The sequence below is a fragment of the Sporolactobacillus nakayamae genome, assembly GCF_900113325.1.
GTDB lineage: Bacteria > Bacillota > Bacilli > Bacillales > Sporolactobacillaceae > Sporolactobacillus > Sporolactobacillus nakayamae.
This window is the reverse complement of sequence record NZ_FOOY01000003.1, coordinates 21,545-35,621: the sequence shown is the minus strand read 5'-3', so window position 1 is coordinate 35,621 and position 14,077 is coordinate 21,545. Positions and strand designations below refer to the sequence as shown.

General features: G+C 43.2%; 13 protein-coding genes. 2 read left to right on the top strand and 11 right to left on the bottom strand.

Annotated features, from left to right (window positions below; translation table 11 throughout):
• Positions 1-4: 4 nt before the first annotated feature.
• The 6 genes from BM003_RS00195 to BM003_RS00165 all read right to left on the bottom strand — a co-directional run bounded on the left by BM003_RS00195 (position 5) and on the right by BM003_RS00165 (position 5,805).
• Positions 5-1,030, bottom strand: a complete 1,026-nt coding sequence (locus BM003_RS00195; RefSeq protein WP_093668886.1) for a thiamine pyrophosphate-dependent dehydrogenase E1 component subunit alpha — start codon at positions 1,028-1,030, stop codon at positions 5-7.
• A complete protein-coding gene (lpdA, locus tag BM003_RS00190; RefSeq protein ID WP_093668884.1) occupies positions 1,027-2,445 on the bottom strand; it encodes a dihydrolipoyl dehydrogenase in 1,419 nt (472 codons plus the stop codon). Before lpdA ends, BM003_RS00195 begins: the two co-directional genes overlap by 4 nt.
• 778 nt (positions 2,446-3,223) lie before the next feature.
• Entirely contained in the window at positions 3,224-3,868 is a 645-nt protein-coding gene (locus BM003_RS00180; RefSeq protein ID WP_093668880.1) for an ABC-2 transporter permease, read from the bottom strand.
• Between the two features lie 30 nt (positions 3,869-3,898).
• A complete protein-coding gene (locus tag BM003_RS00175; protein WP_093668878.1) occupies positions 3,899-4,522 on the bottom strand; it encodes an ABC-2 transporter permease in 624 nt (207 codons plus the stop codon).
• Between the two features lie 27 nt (positions 4,523-4,549).
• Positions 4,550-5,425 (bottom strand): ABC transporter ATP-binding protein, encoded by an 876-nt coding sequence (locus BM003_RS00170; RefSeq protein ID WP_093668876.1) that lies wholly within the window; start codon positions 5,423-5,425, stop codon positions 4,550-4,552.
• 2 nt (positions 5,426-5,427) lie between these two features.
• Entirely contained in the window at positions 5,428-5,805 is a 378-nt protein-coding gene (locus BM003_RS00165; protein ID WP_093668874.1) for a GntR family transcriptional regulator, read from the bottom strand.
• 156 nt (positions 5,806-5,961) lie between these two features.
• Between BM003_RS00165 and BM003_RS00160 the strand changes: the two genes are divergently transcribed.
• Positions 5,962-7,086 (top strand): mechanosensitive ion channel family protein, encoded by a 1,125-nt coding sequence (locus tag BM003_RS00160; protein ID WP_093669645.1) that lies wholly within the window; start codon positions 5,962-5,964, stop codon positions 7,084-7,086.
• Positions 7,087-7,140: 54 nt separating this feature from the next.
• On the opposite strand, the gene BM003_RS00155 is transcribed toward BM003_RS00160, so the two are convergent.
• On the bottom strand, positions 7,141-7,584 hold the full coding sequence (locus BM003_RS00155) for a hypothetical protein (RefSeq protein WP_093668872.1): 444 nt from the start codon (positions 7,582-7,584) through the stop codon (positions 7,141-7,143).
• 172 nt (positions 7,585-7,756) lie between these two features.
• Positions 7,757-8,068, bottom strand: coding sequence for a hypothetical protein (locus BM003_RS00150; protein ID WP_093668870.1), 312 nt, complete (start codon positions 8,066-8,068; stop codon positions 7,757-7,759).
• A 519-nt stretch (positions 8,069-8,587) separates the two neighbouring features.
• On the opposite strand from BM003_RS00150, the gene BM003_RS00145 reads away from it, so the two are divergent.
• Positions 8,588-9,349, top strand: coding sequence for an alpha/beta hydrolase (locus tag BM003_RS00145; RefSeq protein ID WP_177184556.1), 762 nt, complete (start codon positions 8,588-8,590; stop codon positions 9,347-9,349).
• A gap of 328 nt (positions 9,350-9,677) precedes the next feature.
• Here BM003_RS00145 and BM003_RS00135 read toward each other — a convergent pair whose 3' ends face one another.
• The 3 genes from BM003_RS00135 to BM003_RS00125 all read right to left on the bottom strand — a co-directional run bounded on the left by BM003_RS00135 (position 9,678) and on the right by BM003_RS00125 (position 14,039).
• A complete protein-coding gene (locus BM003_RS00135; RefSeq protein ID WP_425441028.1) occupies positions 9,678-11,471 on the bottom strand; it encodes an ABC transporter ATP-binding protein in 1,794 nt (597 codons plus the stop codon).
• Entirely contained in the window at positions 11,468-13,225 is a 1,758-nt protein-coding gene (locus BM003_RS00130; protein ID WP_093668864.1) for an ABC transporter transmembrane domain-containing protein, read from the bottom strand. Before BM003_RS00130 ends, BM003_RS00135 begins: the two co-directional genes overlap by 4 nt.
• Positions 13,226-13,604: 379 nt before the next feature.
• Positions 13,605-14,039, bottom strand: a complete 435-nt coding sequence (locus tag BM003_RS00125; RefSeq protein WP_093668862.1) for an Hsp20/alpha crystallin family protein — start codon at positions 14,037-14,039, stop codon at positions 13,605-13,607.
• Between the last annotated feature and the right edge of the window lie 38 nt (positions 14,040-14,077).

Below are 14,077 nucleotides of genomic sequence, written 5' to 3'. Positions count from 1 at the left end.
CCCCTCAGTTCTTTTCTTCATAGACATAGCGAAGAACAGACTCAGGATCAGCGAACGGCGCGTTTTCCGCATAGTCGGTCGCTTCATCAATTTCTTTACGGATCTGTTCTTCCATCTCATTTTCTCTCTCTTTGGTAAGGACACCAATCGATCGCAAATAGTCCGCAAATGTAATCACACCATCATACTTCTTTGCCTCGTCGACCTCTTCCTTTGTCCGATAAGTCATGTCATTGTCATCACTCGTATGCGGCATCAAGCGATAGCAGTTCGCTTCAAGCAAGGTCGGTCCTTCTCCTCGATGTGCGCGATCGGCCGCCTTTTTGACAGCCGCATAGGCGGCAAGCGGATCATTGCCGTCAAATGATTCCCCGTACATACCATAACCAATCGCCCGGTCTGAAACATGCGCGCATGCCAATTGATGCTTAAGAGGTACCGAAATGGCGTAGTGGTTGTTTTCACACATAAAAATAACCGGAAGTTTGTGAACCGCTGCAAAATTAGCTGCCTCATGAAAATCGCCTTGGTTTGATGAACCTTCACCAAAATCAACAAAGCTGACAATATCGTCTCCTTTAATTTTGGCAGCGAGTGCAATTCCGACCGCGTGCGGGTTTTGAGTTGTCACCGGAGATGAATGACTGAGCATCCGCAATTTACGGTACCCAAAATGTCCTGGCATTTGTCGACCGGCAGAACTCGGATCTTCTGCTTTGGCAAAGTTATTCAGCATCATTTCTTTGATTGTCATTCCCCAAGCAAAGACAAAACCAAAATCGCGATAATACGGCGCAACATAATCCTTCTCGCGATTCAAACCAAATGCCGCACCAACCTGAGCCGCCTCTTGTCCTTGGCAAGACACGACAAAAGGAATCTTTCCGGCTCGATTAAGCAGCCAAAGCCTTTCGTCCACTCTTCTCGCCTTCAGCATATTTTCATACATCGACAAAACAACTTCATCAGACAGTTCCAATTCTTGGTGACGATTTTTAACTAATGTCTCTTCCTTGTTTTCCTTAATCATATATGAATCGCCCTCCCGTCTACCGCAAGTGCGGCTTCTCCAATAATCTCGGATAATGTCGGATGCGGATGAATCGCTTCAGATAATTCCCATGGTGTCGCATCAAGTAATTTTGCGACTGCTGCCTCACCAATCAAGTCCGTCGCATGAGGACCATAAATATGAATACCTAAAAGATCATTTGTCGTTTTATCGGCTACAACTTTCGCAAAGCCTTCAGAATCACCATAAACAAGCGCTTTTCCGATTGCTCCGAAGGGCACTTTTCCAACCTTGACCACATGTTCTTTTTTTGCTTGTGCTTCTGTTAATCCGATCGAGGCAATTTCCGGATGCGTATAGATGCAGCGCGGCACGAGTTCTGAATGAAGCGGTTCAACTGGAAGACCTGCCAAATGTTCTACCGCTTTAATACCTTCATGTGATGCGACGTGTGCGAGCTGCAATCCCCCAATCACATCACCGATCGCGTATATATGTGATTCTTTTGTCTGACCGAAAGCATTTGTCTTAATATACCCACGATCCGTTTCAATTGATGTGTTTGACAGACCAATATCCTCTGTATTCGGGAGTCTCCCTACAGAGACAAGCATTTTTTCAGCTGAAAATGTTTGCAATTGATCACCAATTTTCGCACTTATGGTGACTCCCTCATTCTTCTCAAGCGTTTCCGGAAGCACCTGAGCAGACGTGACAATCTTGATACCACGTTTCTTGAGACTTCGAGCGAGTGTGATCGAGAGCGTTTTGTCTTCAGTCGGAATGATTCGGTCGCTGTACTCGACGATTGTCACTGCTGCACCGAAATCTGCGAGCATTGATGCCCACTCGACACCGATCACACCACCCCCGACAATCACGATCGATTTTGGACACTCATTTAGATTCAGAGCTTCATCTGAAGTCAGTACATGTATCCCATCAATGACTAGGCCATTTAAAGAACGTGGCCTTGATCCGGTTGCCAAAATCACATTTTTTGATGTTAGAATTTCATTTTCTCTTCCATCTGCAAATTCAACTGAAATTGTTCCGGGAAGCGGTGAAAAAATCGATGGTCCGAGCATCCGCCCCAATCCGTTATAGACATCGATCTTTCCCTTTTTCATCAATTGTTGAATGCCATGGTGCAGCTTTTCTACAATCGTTTGCTTTCGTTCTTGAATTTTCTCGAAACGGAGTGCCACTTCGGAAACATCAATACCAAATGCACTGCTTTTCTTGATTTGATCATATACTTCTGCGCTTCTAAGCAACGTTTTTGTTGGAATACAACCCTTGTGCAGGCAAGTGCCGCCGAGTGCATCTTTCTCAACGATGGCGGTTTTTAGTCCAAGCTGGCTAGCGCGAATCGCCGCAACATAGCCGCCTGTTCCACCACCTAATAGGACCAGGTCATAATTTTTGGTCATAAAAAAAGTCACTCCTTATTCTTACATGACTTATCTACGTTCTTATAAACAGAAAAGTTTCACTCATCATGAGTATAAAAATAGTGGCAAAAACGGATGCATGTACTTTATTTTTCCTAAAGTTATTTTACTCTTGTTTAAAGAAAGGCACAAATAATAAGGTATTAAGGAATTAAAAAGTTGCCAAGTAATCCTCCTGATTGAAATTTGTCAATTTCCACTGTTTGACGCAGCAACAGCGCTCGTGGACGCGGCAATAATTTGAAGTGCCTTTGTATGATCCATGCCGACAAGTATAGCTGCCGCAATACAGATCTGCTGCTGACAAGCAAATCCTGCTTTAACGAGATAACCGTAAATGACCCGGACGAAATCGGTTCAGCGTTCTTTTGAATGGGCATGGCATTAGTACAGTATCACCCGAAGCCGTATACGTCGCCGCTAGAATAAACCGAGTATTTGCAGAGATCACCTTTAATTGTTTCGTCAGTAAAGCCGTGTTTTTTTCAAGAAGGTTTAAATTCTCCCATGTGCATGTCTTCGTGTTTTTATCGTATCATATCTTTGCACAAGGAGCACTATGACACTTTTTTAGAGATCGTCTCTATTTCCGATGTAATCTTATCCCCTTAAACAGAAAGAAAAGGGCACAAAAAAAGAAAAGAAAAGCAAACGGATTTTTATCCAGTAGTTGCCATAACCCGACCGCTAAAAAAATACTAAAACAAACATAATGGTAGCTCTTGCTCTGACTCGGCTTCACAATGATAACATCCTTTCAATAATCTTTCCTATTAACGATGAAAAACGAGAATAAGAAAGAAACAGCAACGACAAGCAGCGTACCTATGCCAAGGGCAAGCATTGGATGAGCAGTTAAGAACTGAATCCTCTCCAAATCAACATCTGACCGAATAAGAAATCCGATACTGCTTGGTATCGCAAAAAAGACGGCAATTCCAATTAGTGAAGCAATTCGATATCCGAACTGATACATAAACGGGTAAAAAAATGAGGCAAGCAACAAGGCAGCACATAACGACACAAATGCAATGGGCGCGCTCAATAAATTAACCGTCCCGATCTCTTGAAACATCCCCGCCACCCATATAAATACCACGCTTAGGACATAAGCAATCCCCCACCAAACCGTGATCATAAAAAATTTTGCGGCTATGATGTTCGAGCGCGAGGCCGGCATACTGAGTAGCAGCCGATGTTCGGTATCCGCTCCCTCATTTGTATTGAAATTGGAGAGCATTGTCATGAAGTAAGCAATAAATCCAATCGCGAGACAATAGATATAACCGCCAAGCTGCGGCACGTCCTTCCCCATGGTAAGAAAATAAAAAATTAGAAATAAAGGTGCGATGAAAGCAGTCTTCCTCTGGGTCAGAATATCTTTTCTTAATAATTGATACATTCCTTCAACACTCCCTTTATGTAAAAGTAATTAAAGATCCTTTTCCTCAAACAATCGCACTGATCGGTAGTAAGAAAGCACCAAAACGACGGCAGATATGAGCACACTGATCAAAAGCAACAGGCCTGACAATTGCTGATCATTGAGATTTATCCATGGTAATAGGGCAACGCAGATCGGCCAAATGAACTGAGCCGCTGTTTGTACGATTTTTATCCCCCAACGGTAATAAGCAAAATAATAAAAGGATAGAAGGATACAGATTGTGCACAATCCGATCAGAAATGCCGACAAGTAAAGGAACACACTGCCAATTACCGTGCTTCCTGAAAGACAAATAAAGAGAAAACGAAGTCCGAAAAGCATTACAAATACTGCTGTAAACCATACTGAGATCATTATGTACTTCGCTGTAACCATTGTGCGTCTGCTTAGCGGCAGACTGAGTAAAAGCACATTTTGCTCATCGCTGATCTGCTTTCCGAAATTCGTGTTAACTGCAAACACCCAGGCCACCAAGGCTGAAAAAATACTGAGTTTAAAAAAGGCATCTTCAAAATAGGACTGCGAACTTACGATGATCAAAACAGCCAGCATAATCAGATAGGTCCGTTTTCCTTGGATCATCACGTCTTTTTTCATTAAGGATCGCATTGCACATTCTCCCTCTCCATACCGAGATCAGTATGCAGTCTCTCTCTTCTTTGACTTCACAAGGTAATACATAATTTCCTCCAAATTCGGTCGTTCGATATGAAAGGCGGTCTTTTTCGCCAACTTTTCTGTTACATCCGCGGGCATAAATGCTTCAAAACCAAGCGACGTTTCTTTGTAAGCAATGGTGTCCGCCTGTTTGATTGTTGTGCTCAAACTTTTCGGCCCTTTAACAATTCGGAACAATTCAGAGAGCTCTTCCCTTTCCTTGCTGAACAGAATTTTTCCGTCGAGTAAAAAGGTAATATAGTCCGCAATTTTTTCCAAATCGGTTGTTATATGCGTTGAGAAGAAAATGGCTTTGTTTTCATCCTGAATTACATCAAACAGAACGTCGAGCAGTTCTCTTCTGAAAACAGGATCAAGCCCAGAAGTCGGCTCATCCATGATGATCAACTCCGCATGATGAGAAAGCGCGACAGCAAGCGCGAATTTCATTTTTGTTCCTTTCGACAGTGTCTTCATTTTTTTATTCAGCGGCACTTGGAACTCGTTAATGTAACGGTAAAAGATTGTATCATCCCATTGTTCGTAAAAGGGAGCGATAATCTGTTTGTTTTTTTCGGCGGTCAATTCCTGAAAAAAGACATCTTGATCATAGACGAAGCCGATTTTCTGTTTCAGTGCCTTGTTGTCACCTGTGAATTTCTGTCCGAATAACAGCACCTCGCCGCTGTCGGGATGCACTAAATCCATCAGACAGCGGATCGTTGTACTTTTGCCCGCACCGTTTGGTCCGATGAAGCCCATTATAAAACCCTTTTTTAATGAAAAGCTGATATCTTTCAGAGCAAAGTCTTTAAATGCTTTAGTTACATGCCGCAGTTCCAAAATCGTTTCCATGGTCAGTTCTCCCTCGTGTATACCTTTTTCACCAAATGAATCATCTGTTCAAGTGTCATGTCGTACTGCTTGCTTTCCTCGATGATCTCCGTCAACTTTGCTTGGATCTCTTTAATGCGCTGTTTTTTGAACTGGGACTGATCACGCGCTGAGACAAAGGAACCTTTACCGGGAACAGTGTCAATAAACCCTTCATTCTCAAGATCCTCGTACGCTCTTTTCGTCGTAATCACACTGATTTTCAATTCTTTAGCCAATCCACGGATAGATGGCAGTTTCTTTCCCTGCTGCAGTGCACCACTGAGAATCTGCGTGGCGATCTGCATTTTTATCTGCTGATAGATCGGCTGATCCGCTGTATTAAGTAGAATAATATCCATTGAGCAGCATCCAATCGTTTATACTGTATATATTCATTATATACAGCCAGGCGTTCTTTGCAATATTTTTTTACTATGTATTCCTGAATTTGAATGAACGGAGATGACAAATTCCATGCTATTATAGAAGTAAAAATGATTTCCGGAGTGAATAAAGTGGAACAACTGAACTGGATATTAAAAATTACATGGCTGGACGGGCTCATTTCAATAGGAATTTTTCTTATCTTCTTCTTGGCCCGCGAACTTTTTTCTAAATATTTTCTTAAGCTCGTCACGCGGCTTTCAAAATTGAGCAAGACTCCGGTTGACGATGCACTGATCGGTGCATTCCGCAGACCGGTCGCTTTTATCCTTCTTTTTGCGGGGATCTATTTAACACTTATGTACCTGCCGATGCCGCATCAATGGAAATCCATTGCCACACTGCTTTTTAAGTCATCGGCAATTTTCTCGATTGGCTGGGGTTTTTACATTTTTTCCGATGCGATCGGAATCTTCTTCCATCACATGGGAGATCGATATGATCTTCAGTTCAATACAATCGTCATTCCATTTCTTGCGAAAATGATGAAGTTCATTGTCGCTGTCTTCACAATTGTCATGATTCTTGATCAATGGAATTATCATGTGACCGGATTAATTACCGGCCTCGGTATCGGCGGTCTTGCAATAGCAATGGCAGCTAAGGACACATTAAGCAATTTGTTCGGCGGATTTGTGATCATCACCGATGCCCCGTTCACAATCGGAGATTTGATTCAGACGGGTTCAATCGAAGGATTTGTTGAAGATATTAATTTCAGATCAACCCGAATTCGAACGATGGATCAAGCAATTGTCACGGTCCCAAACTCAACACTCGCCAACGCGCCGATCACTAATTTATCCAAAATGGACAAGCGGCGCATCTCATTCAACTTGCCGCTTGATCTTGAAACGACAAACGAACAGATCAAACGCTGCCTTGGACAAATCAGACAAATGCTGACAAGTGACCCTGAGGTATACGAAGAGCGAAAACTGATTTATCTCGATAAAATCACGTCAAGCAGCATGAATCTGCTTGTTGATTTTTATATCAAGTCAATTGCTGTAGAGGAATGGCTTAAAGAAAAAGAAAAATATACGTATGCGGTATTAGAAATTCTGCAAAATGAAGGAGTGGAGCTGGCAACAACGCGTTCTCTAATGGTCGTTCCTACTCAGGAACACGTGATCGATATCGGGGATGAAAAAAAACAAGTTGCACCTGAAGAACGGTCACGCTCAAGAGACTAATCGGTGCGTATTGAAGACTGTCATCATTTGATGGCAGTCTTTTTATAAAACACCTTATTCCGACATCTGATTTTTATTTATAAAAGGCGGTTTGTGCGTTATCACGTCTGATTTTCCAGCCATCACAACCATGCCGACAAGCACGAGGAGAATGCCCACCGGAAGACCTGTACCGAAAAGGATCAAGCAATTCAAGCTTCCTGCAACTAGAAAGCATAAACCTGAAAGAGTCTTCTTCCCCTTCTTTATATAAAGGTAAAGTGCGAACGACGAAAGCAGGGCACACAATAATCCAGCAATAAATGCGTGACTCCCGAATGATAGCAAGCTATTCAAAGCTCCTATTGATGTCATCCGATCGTTTTCGATTCGCAAGTACCCATTAACGCCGCTGTCCATTCGAGCAGCAAGATATGAAAATCCGCCAAATAAGGATTGAATCATCGCTGCAATGATCCCCAAAGCACTTATCACACATGTTAAGACACGCTGAAACATGGCTATCGCTCCTCGCAGTCAGATCTGTAATGAATAACCTGCTTTCATACTATGCTTGACCCATTATCGTGATGCATTGCTTTAAATTTAATTCACAAAAAAACAGGGCGATCCCTTTCATCGTCCCGTTCTGAATCATTCTCATTCAGTTCATAAATCATATCCAGACTGCTTAACTATGTCGATAGAGTCCTGGATTTTCACGTGCGTTCTCTTGTGCATTCTGAATACTCGCCATGATTTTCTGATGCAACGTTTCAGCGTCTTCACCTTCCAGTACAAGCAGAATCTCTTTCGCCTTCACGGACGAAAGATACGTAACGGTTTGCGGAAGATTCTTAATAGGATAAGTCGATCCATTATTTGAAAAGTAAGCTTTGCAGCGACACGTTCTCAGTGTCTCAAACAGCCTGATCACACGTCTTAAAGTTAAACCACCGGAAAAAGTTAAAGGGACTTTTATTGATACAATCTGTTTTGCCATGGTTGGAAATCACCTCTTGCACAATTTCGTTTGCCCCCTGCATACTTATATTATATGCCATCCTTCCGCTCTTTCAAAATTAAAAACGTATGTTTTTGACCCATAGTTCGATCCGCTTCTCAAAAAATATTATTATAAGAGGGTGTTCAAAAAGTCCGGGAAAAAGGCAATGAGGATCTTCTGCTAACAGCATGCGCGTCCTGTGCAAAACGCAGAAGTCACCGCATCCTGCGGAAGTTCTGTGTCAGCTTGTTTCTCCGCTCCTCACGTATCAGCAGGGGAACTTCAACTAACAACGTGCACGTCCTGCACAACGTTGAAGTCATCACATCCTGTGAAAGTACGCGCGGGTAGCTCGAAACTGCGCTTCCTTGATCTTCGACGCTCAGGACGAGCTAGTGTCAGGCATGCCACAGGACGTGGCGATTTGCCTGACCTCGGCTCTTTTTGTCCTCCTTTTTGAACAGACTTTATAATGGTGAGTAACGAATCGTTAACTATTAACCTGGGGGTATGGAAATGGCACGCATGAATACTCGATTTTACTCAACAACGCTCGATCTGATGACGACAGTCAACGTCATTATTCCAAACGAGTGCTCCACCGATCGTCCGCCTGCGACGCTCTATCTGCTTCACGGGCTCGCCGGCGATTCGGAGAGCTGGCTTCAGAATACATCTCTGGAACGGTATGCAAGTCAGATGAATCTGATCATCATCATGCCAAACGGCGATCGCAGTTTTTATACGGATATGGCTGACGGCAACCGCTACTGGAGCTATCTGACCAAGGAGCTGCCTGCAAAAATGCGCAGCTGGTTCCCTGTCAGTGCGGCACCGGAGCGCTGCTTTGTCGGCGGATTATCAATGGGCGGCTATGGCGCGCTCAAATGGGGCTTGAATTTCCCTGAAAAATTTGCCGGGATCCTCTCGATGTCCGCTGCAGTCGACATCAAAGCAATGTGGGAACGCACTCCCGAACACGCGCATGAATTTCAGATGGTTTTCGGTCATCCTTCCAAATTTGATCATTCAATCAACGATCTGTTTGATCGCGTCAATCATGTATCTATTGACGACGGTCGCAAGCCGGAAATTCTCCAGTTCTGCGGCACATCGGACTTCCTTCATGCTGATAATCTCCGCTTTAAAGCAGCGCTGGACCAATCGTCAATTCCCCACACCTATCACGAAAAAACAGGTGCGAGCCACGAATGGGCCTATTGGGACGAATCAATTCAAGTCGCGCTTAAGTGGATTGAGAAAAAATTAGAGAACTGACTGTGAGCCAAGGGTTCAGCAGAACCTCGACTTTTTTTATTTAACTCTTTATCAATTTATGCTTTTGTTGATTCTTTGCTCAATTGAATCCTTAGAAAATTAGAAAAACCGGGCAAAGAACGTCCAGTCCTTGGCTGTCACTTTGAAAACGGCGTTGATCCATCAACCTTGAGCTTGAGCGACACTTCAGCTGCTCGCTTGCCGCGGGCAGTCCGGAAGCCTCCTCGAACAGACGATTATCCGCGGGGTCTCCCCTGGCTGCAAAATAAGCGGAATCAAAAAGGAGCCCGGCATTCAAGGCTCCTCTAAATAACTCACACGTGAAACACTATTGTGCGGAAGATACCTCTCCCGCTCCTTTTCCGTGCTGCAATTGATACATATTAAAATAGAGTCCGCCTTTTTGAAGCAGTTCTTGATGCGTTCCCCGTTCGACAATCTCTCCACGGTGAAGCACAAGAATTTGATCCGCATCCTGAATCGTAGATAATCGGTGCGCAATAGCAATTGTCGTTCGACCTTTTCTCATCTTCGAAAGTGCCGTTTGGATTGCTTCTTCTGTTTCCGTATCAACGCTCGCAGTAGCTTCATCTAGAACGAGTATTTTTGGATTTTGCGCTATGGTTCGTGCAAAAGATAAAAGCTGTCTCTGTCCGCTTGAGAAGGTCGCGCCACGTTCTCCGACGGGTTCATGATAGTGATTTGGCAGTTTTTCGATGAAGTGGTCTGCCTGAACGAATTGTGCAGCCTCTCTTACTTCCTGATCGGTAAGGTGTTCATGGCTCAGACGAATATTATCCGTCACATCACCGACAAACATAAATGAATCTTGAAGAACGAGACCAACTCGTTTGCGCAGTTCATCATCTGAAAATGAGGTGAGGGGCTCTCCATCGATAAATATTTCGCCATGTTCGATTGAATAAAATCGCATCAGTAAATTAATAATTGAACTCTTTCCACTTCCCGTATGACCTACAAGCGCAACGGTTTCACCAGGATTCGCTGTAAATGAAATATGCTTCAGTACATCCGTCTTTCCATCATAAGAAAACGTCACATCACGAAATTCAATACGGCCATCCTTCACCTCAGAATTGGATTCCCCCTGTTTGACAGGTGCCATACGATCATCGTCAAGTAAACCAAACACGCGCTCGGCTGAAACCATGGCTTGTTGAAAAATCGTCAATTGCTGCATAATTTGGTTAATCGGATCAAAGAATCGATCGAGATAATTGATAAATGCATACAGGACCCCGATTTTGACCACATTGTCAAAGGATTGGATGCCAAAGAAACTCAAGATCATCATTAAACCAATGAGATAAACGGAGTAAACGGCTGATCGAAGCATTAAACTGTTTAGCCGCACACTTTTAAGCAATGCTTTTTTGTGGTCGCTATTTATTTTCCCAAATTCTTGCCTCAGTCTTTTCTCTTGCCTCATTGCTTGAATCATTGACATTCCTTGCAGAGATTCGCTCAATTTCGCATTCAGCTGACTGAGTTTCACGCGAGTTACCCGGTAAACTTTAGAGCTGAGGGCGCGATACACCCACATCAGGATAAAAAGGAAAGGCATAAGAATAAAACAAATCAGCGCCAATCGAGCATCAAGGAAAAACATGCCGGCAAAGATACCGATCATCATAATTGCACTATTTACAATCGTTGAGAGCACAGTAACATATAAATCCTTGATTGTTTCAGTATCATTGGTAATTCTGGATACAAGGCTCCCGCCTGGTGTCTGATCAAAGAAACGCAGGCCAAGATGCTGAACTTTAGAAAAGACTTCGACACGCATGATTTGGATAATATTCAAGGCAATCTTCTGAAATGAAATGACTTGATAGTAATTAAAAAGCGCTGATATTGCATATAAACCGATAAATGTCACTGCCAAAAGAACGAGCGGCTGCACAGGGAATACACGTGGCGTCAGATAATCATCAATGAATATCTTCATGATAATCGGTCCAAGTACATCTGCTCCGGTAGCGATCAGCAGCACGATAAAAGCGATGGCGACTTTCTTTTTAAAATAGTTCAAGTAGGAAAGCAGACGTTTCATTACTCGACCGCCTGAAAGCTGCGTTGGGTTTTGCTCCTCATTCACGCCTTACCGCCTCCTTCCGAAACAAGAGATTCAAGTTGCTGATGCGCGTACATTTCAGCGTACCAGCCTTCTTTTTCAATAAGTTCCTGATGCATTCCGCGCTCAACAATCCTGCCTTCGTCAAGCACGACAATTTGGTCCGCGTGTTCTACCGCACTCAAACGGTGTGCAGAGATCAAAGTTGTTTTATTCTTACGTTCATGCTTCAACGCATGGAGAATGGACGCTTCCGTCCGCGCGTCAACCGCAGACAATGAATCATCAAAAATAAGTATTTCAGAATCGGCGAGCAGCGCTCGAGCAATGGAAATCCTCTGCTTTTGCCCGCCGGACAATGTAACGCCTCGCTCGCCGACTACTGTTTCGTACCCCTCTTTGAAATGAAGGATATCTTCATGAATACTTGCCAGTCTTGCAACACGCTCTATCTCTTCTCTCGTTGCCTCAGGCTTTGCGAACGCAATATTCTCAGCGATCGTCGCTGAAAATAAGATATGATCCTGCGGCACATAGCCAATCGCACTGCGCAATGCGTCAAGGGTGACGGAACGAATCTCTTTTCCACCGATACTTATCTGTCCGTCTTTTATATCGAATTCTCGAAGCAGCAGGCGCAACATTGTGGTTTTCCCTGCTCCGGTTTTTCCGACAATACCCAAGGTCTGTCCCTGATTGATATTAATACGAATATCGGATAATGCATTCGATTCACTTTCGGGATAGCGGAAATTGCGGATGGCATAGTCAATCGCACCGCTTGGCACCTCGCTTGACGCACCGTCCACATCTGTTATTTCCGGTTTAATCGCGAACAGACGACGAATTCGATCATAGGAAGCACTGCCTCTTTCAACTATGTTGAACAGAAAGCCGAAAGCCAGCATCGGCCAAATAAGCTGACCAAGATACAAGGTGAAACTGGTTAGTCCACCAATCGTCATTGACCCTTGAACAACGTAAATTGACCCGAATATGAGTGCTAGAAAATAACAAAATGCAACAATGAAGGTGATGGTCGGATCAAATAATGAATCGACTTTTGCAACCGCAATGTTTTTATCCACGACATCTCGAGACGCCTTGCGAAACATATTGATTTGCGCTTCTTCCTCACCAAACGCTTTAATTACCCGTACACCTGACACATTCTCCTGAACCTTATCATTGAGATCGGAAAATGCAGCCTGAGCTTTTCCAAAACGTTTATGGAGAAGGTTCCCATAATGCATGGTCAGGACAACCATGATCGGCATTGGAAGCAACGTAATAAGCGTTAATTTCCAGCTGATAAACGCAGACATGGTCACAATGACCATTCCGCCAAGGGTTAATGAATCGAACAGCGTGAGAATCCCTTCACCTGCTGCTCCTTGAACCGCATTAATATCATTCGTTGCATGTGCCATCAAGTCGCCAATACGCCTTTTTTGAAAAAAGTTAGGGGAGAACTTCGTAAAATGCCTATATAAGTCATTCCTCAACTGATTTGCGAGAATAATCGATGAACCGAATATTAACTGTCTCCAGATGTAGCCTGTAAAATAATAAATGATACCGATAATGATGAGAAAGAGTATCCATTTTCCTAAAATCATCGGAGTTAAATTTCTTGTTCGAATATCATCAACTATAATACCGACCACATAAGGAGGAATCATTGATAAAAAACTTGAAAGCATTAAAAAGATGATGCCAAAAAAATACTTTAATCGTTCTTGTTTAAAAAACCACCATAGATCTGCAAAAATGCGCACTTGGACAACCTCCTCATCAAACACATTCTCTTTACAGCACAGAAAAAGCCACAGGGAAGAGAGAATACCTCTTCTCCTGTGGCTTATGAAGACATAAAACCGCGGAAAATTAAACGGTCAGATCGTCAAATATGCCGAGGAAAAGAGATGAGCGTCACGGAACCCACAACAGAATGACCAAAGAACTTACGCACTCCATGTGTCATAGTCTGAATTTTATTCATGACGCTCACCTCTTTCCCATTTGAAATCAATGTAGCCATTATATAATTATTTCCAAATGAAGTAAACCCTGAGCTCATGTATTATTTTAATTTTAAATAGATTTATTTAGCAACGAGACAAACCGAGCAAAAAGCGCCCGGTTTGTCTCGTTGCGTTAATCTATGGTAATTTCCTTGCGATCACGATTCATTTTTTCTTTCTTTGGCAACATTACTTCTAGCACACCGTCCTTGAATGTTGCCTTAATTTCATCTTCTTTCACGCCATCAATCATGAATCGTCTCGTATACGATCCTGACGCACGCTCTTTGCGAATGAAGCTGCCGTTCTCTGCTTTCACACTGGTTTCTTGACCACGAGTTGCATCAACACTCAGCACACCGCGATCGTAGTCGAGATGAATACTGTCTTTGTCAAATCCCGGAAGATCCAATTTCACATCATATGCGTTTTCTCTTTCCTGAACATCTGCCGCTAGCGCTTGCAGGTTTCCATTTTGAAAGAAATTGTGTCCCCATTCATCAAACCAGGAAGGCAGGAAATCGAAGAATCCGTCACGATCTTTTTTTGTTGGATACAGATTAGCCATAATAAATTCCTCCTCATAAATTTAAGGTTGTCTAAAAG

Coding starts and splice junctions, on each gene's coding strand:
- BM003_RS00195 (WP_093668886.1), bottom strand. CDS start 1,030: ATGATTAAGGAAAACAAGGAAGAGACATTAGTTAAAAATCGTCACCAA.
- lpdA (WP_093668884.1), bottom strand. CDS start 2,445: ATGACCAAAAATTATGACCTGGTCCTATTAGGTGGTGGAACAGGCGGC.
- BM003_RS00180 (WP_093668880.1), bottom strand. CDS start 3,868: ATGTATCAATTATTAAGAAAAGATATTCTGACCCAGAGGAAGACTGCT.
- BM003_RS00175 (WP_093668878.1), bottom strand. CDS start 4,522: ATGCGATCCTTAATGAAAAAAGACGTGATGATCCAAGGAAAACGGACC.
- BM003_RS00170 (WP_093668876.1), bottom strand. CDS start 5,425: ATGGAAACGATTTTGGAACTGCGGCATGTAACTAAAGCATTTAAAGAC.
- BM003_RS00165 (WP_093668874.1), bottom strand. CDS start 5,805: ATGGATATTATTCTACTTAATACAGCGGATCAGCCGATCTATCAGCAG.
- BM003_RS00155 (WP_093668872.1), bottom strand. CDS start 7,584: ATGTTTCAGCGTGTCTTAACATGTGTGATAAGTGCTTTGGGGATCATT.
- BM003_RS00150 (WP_093668870.1), bottom strand. CDS start 8,068: ATGGCAAAACAGATTGTATCAATAAAAGTCCCTTTAACTTTTTCCGGT.
- BM003_RS00145 (WP_177184556.1), top strand. CDS start 8,588: ATGGCACGCATGAATACTCGATTTTACTCAACAACGCTCGATCTGATG.
- BM003_RS00125 (WP_093668862.1), bottom strand. CDS start 14,039: ATGGCTAATCTGTATCCAACAAAAAAAGATCGTGACGGATTCTTCGAT.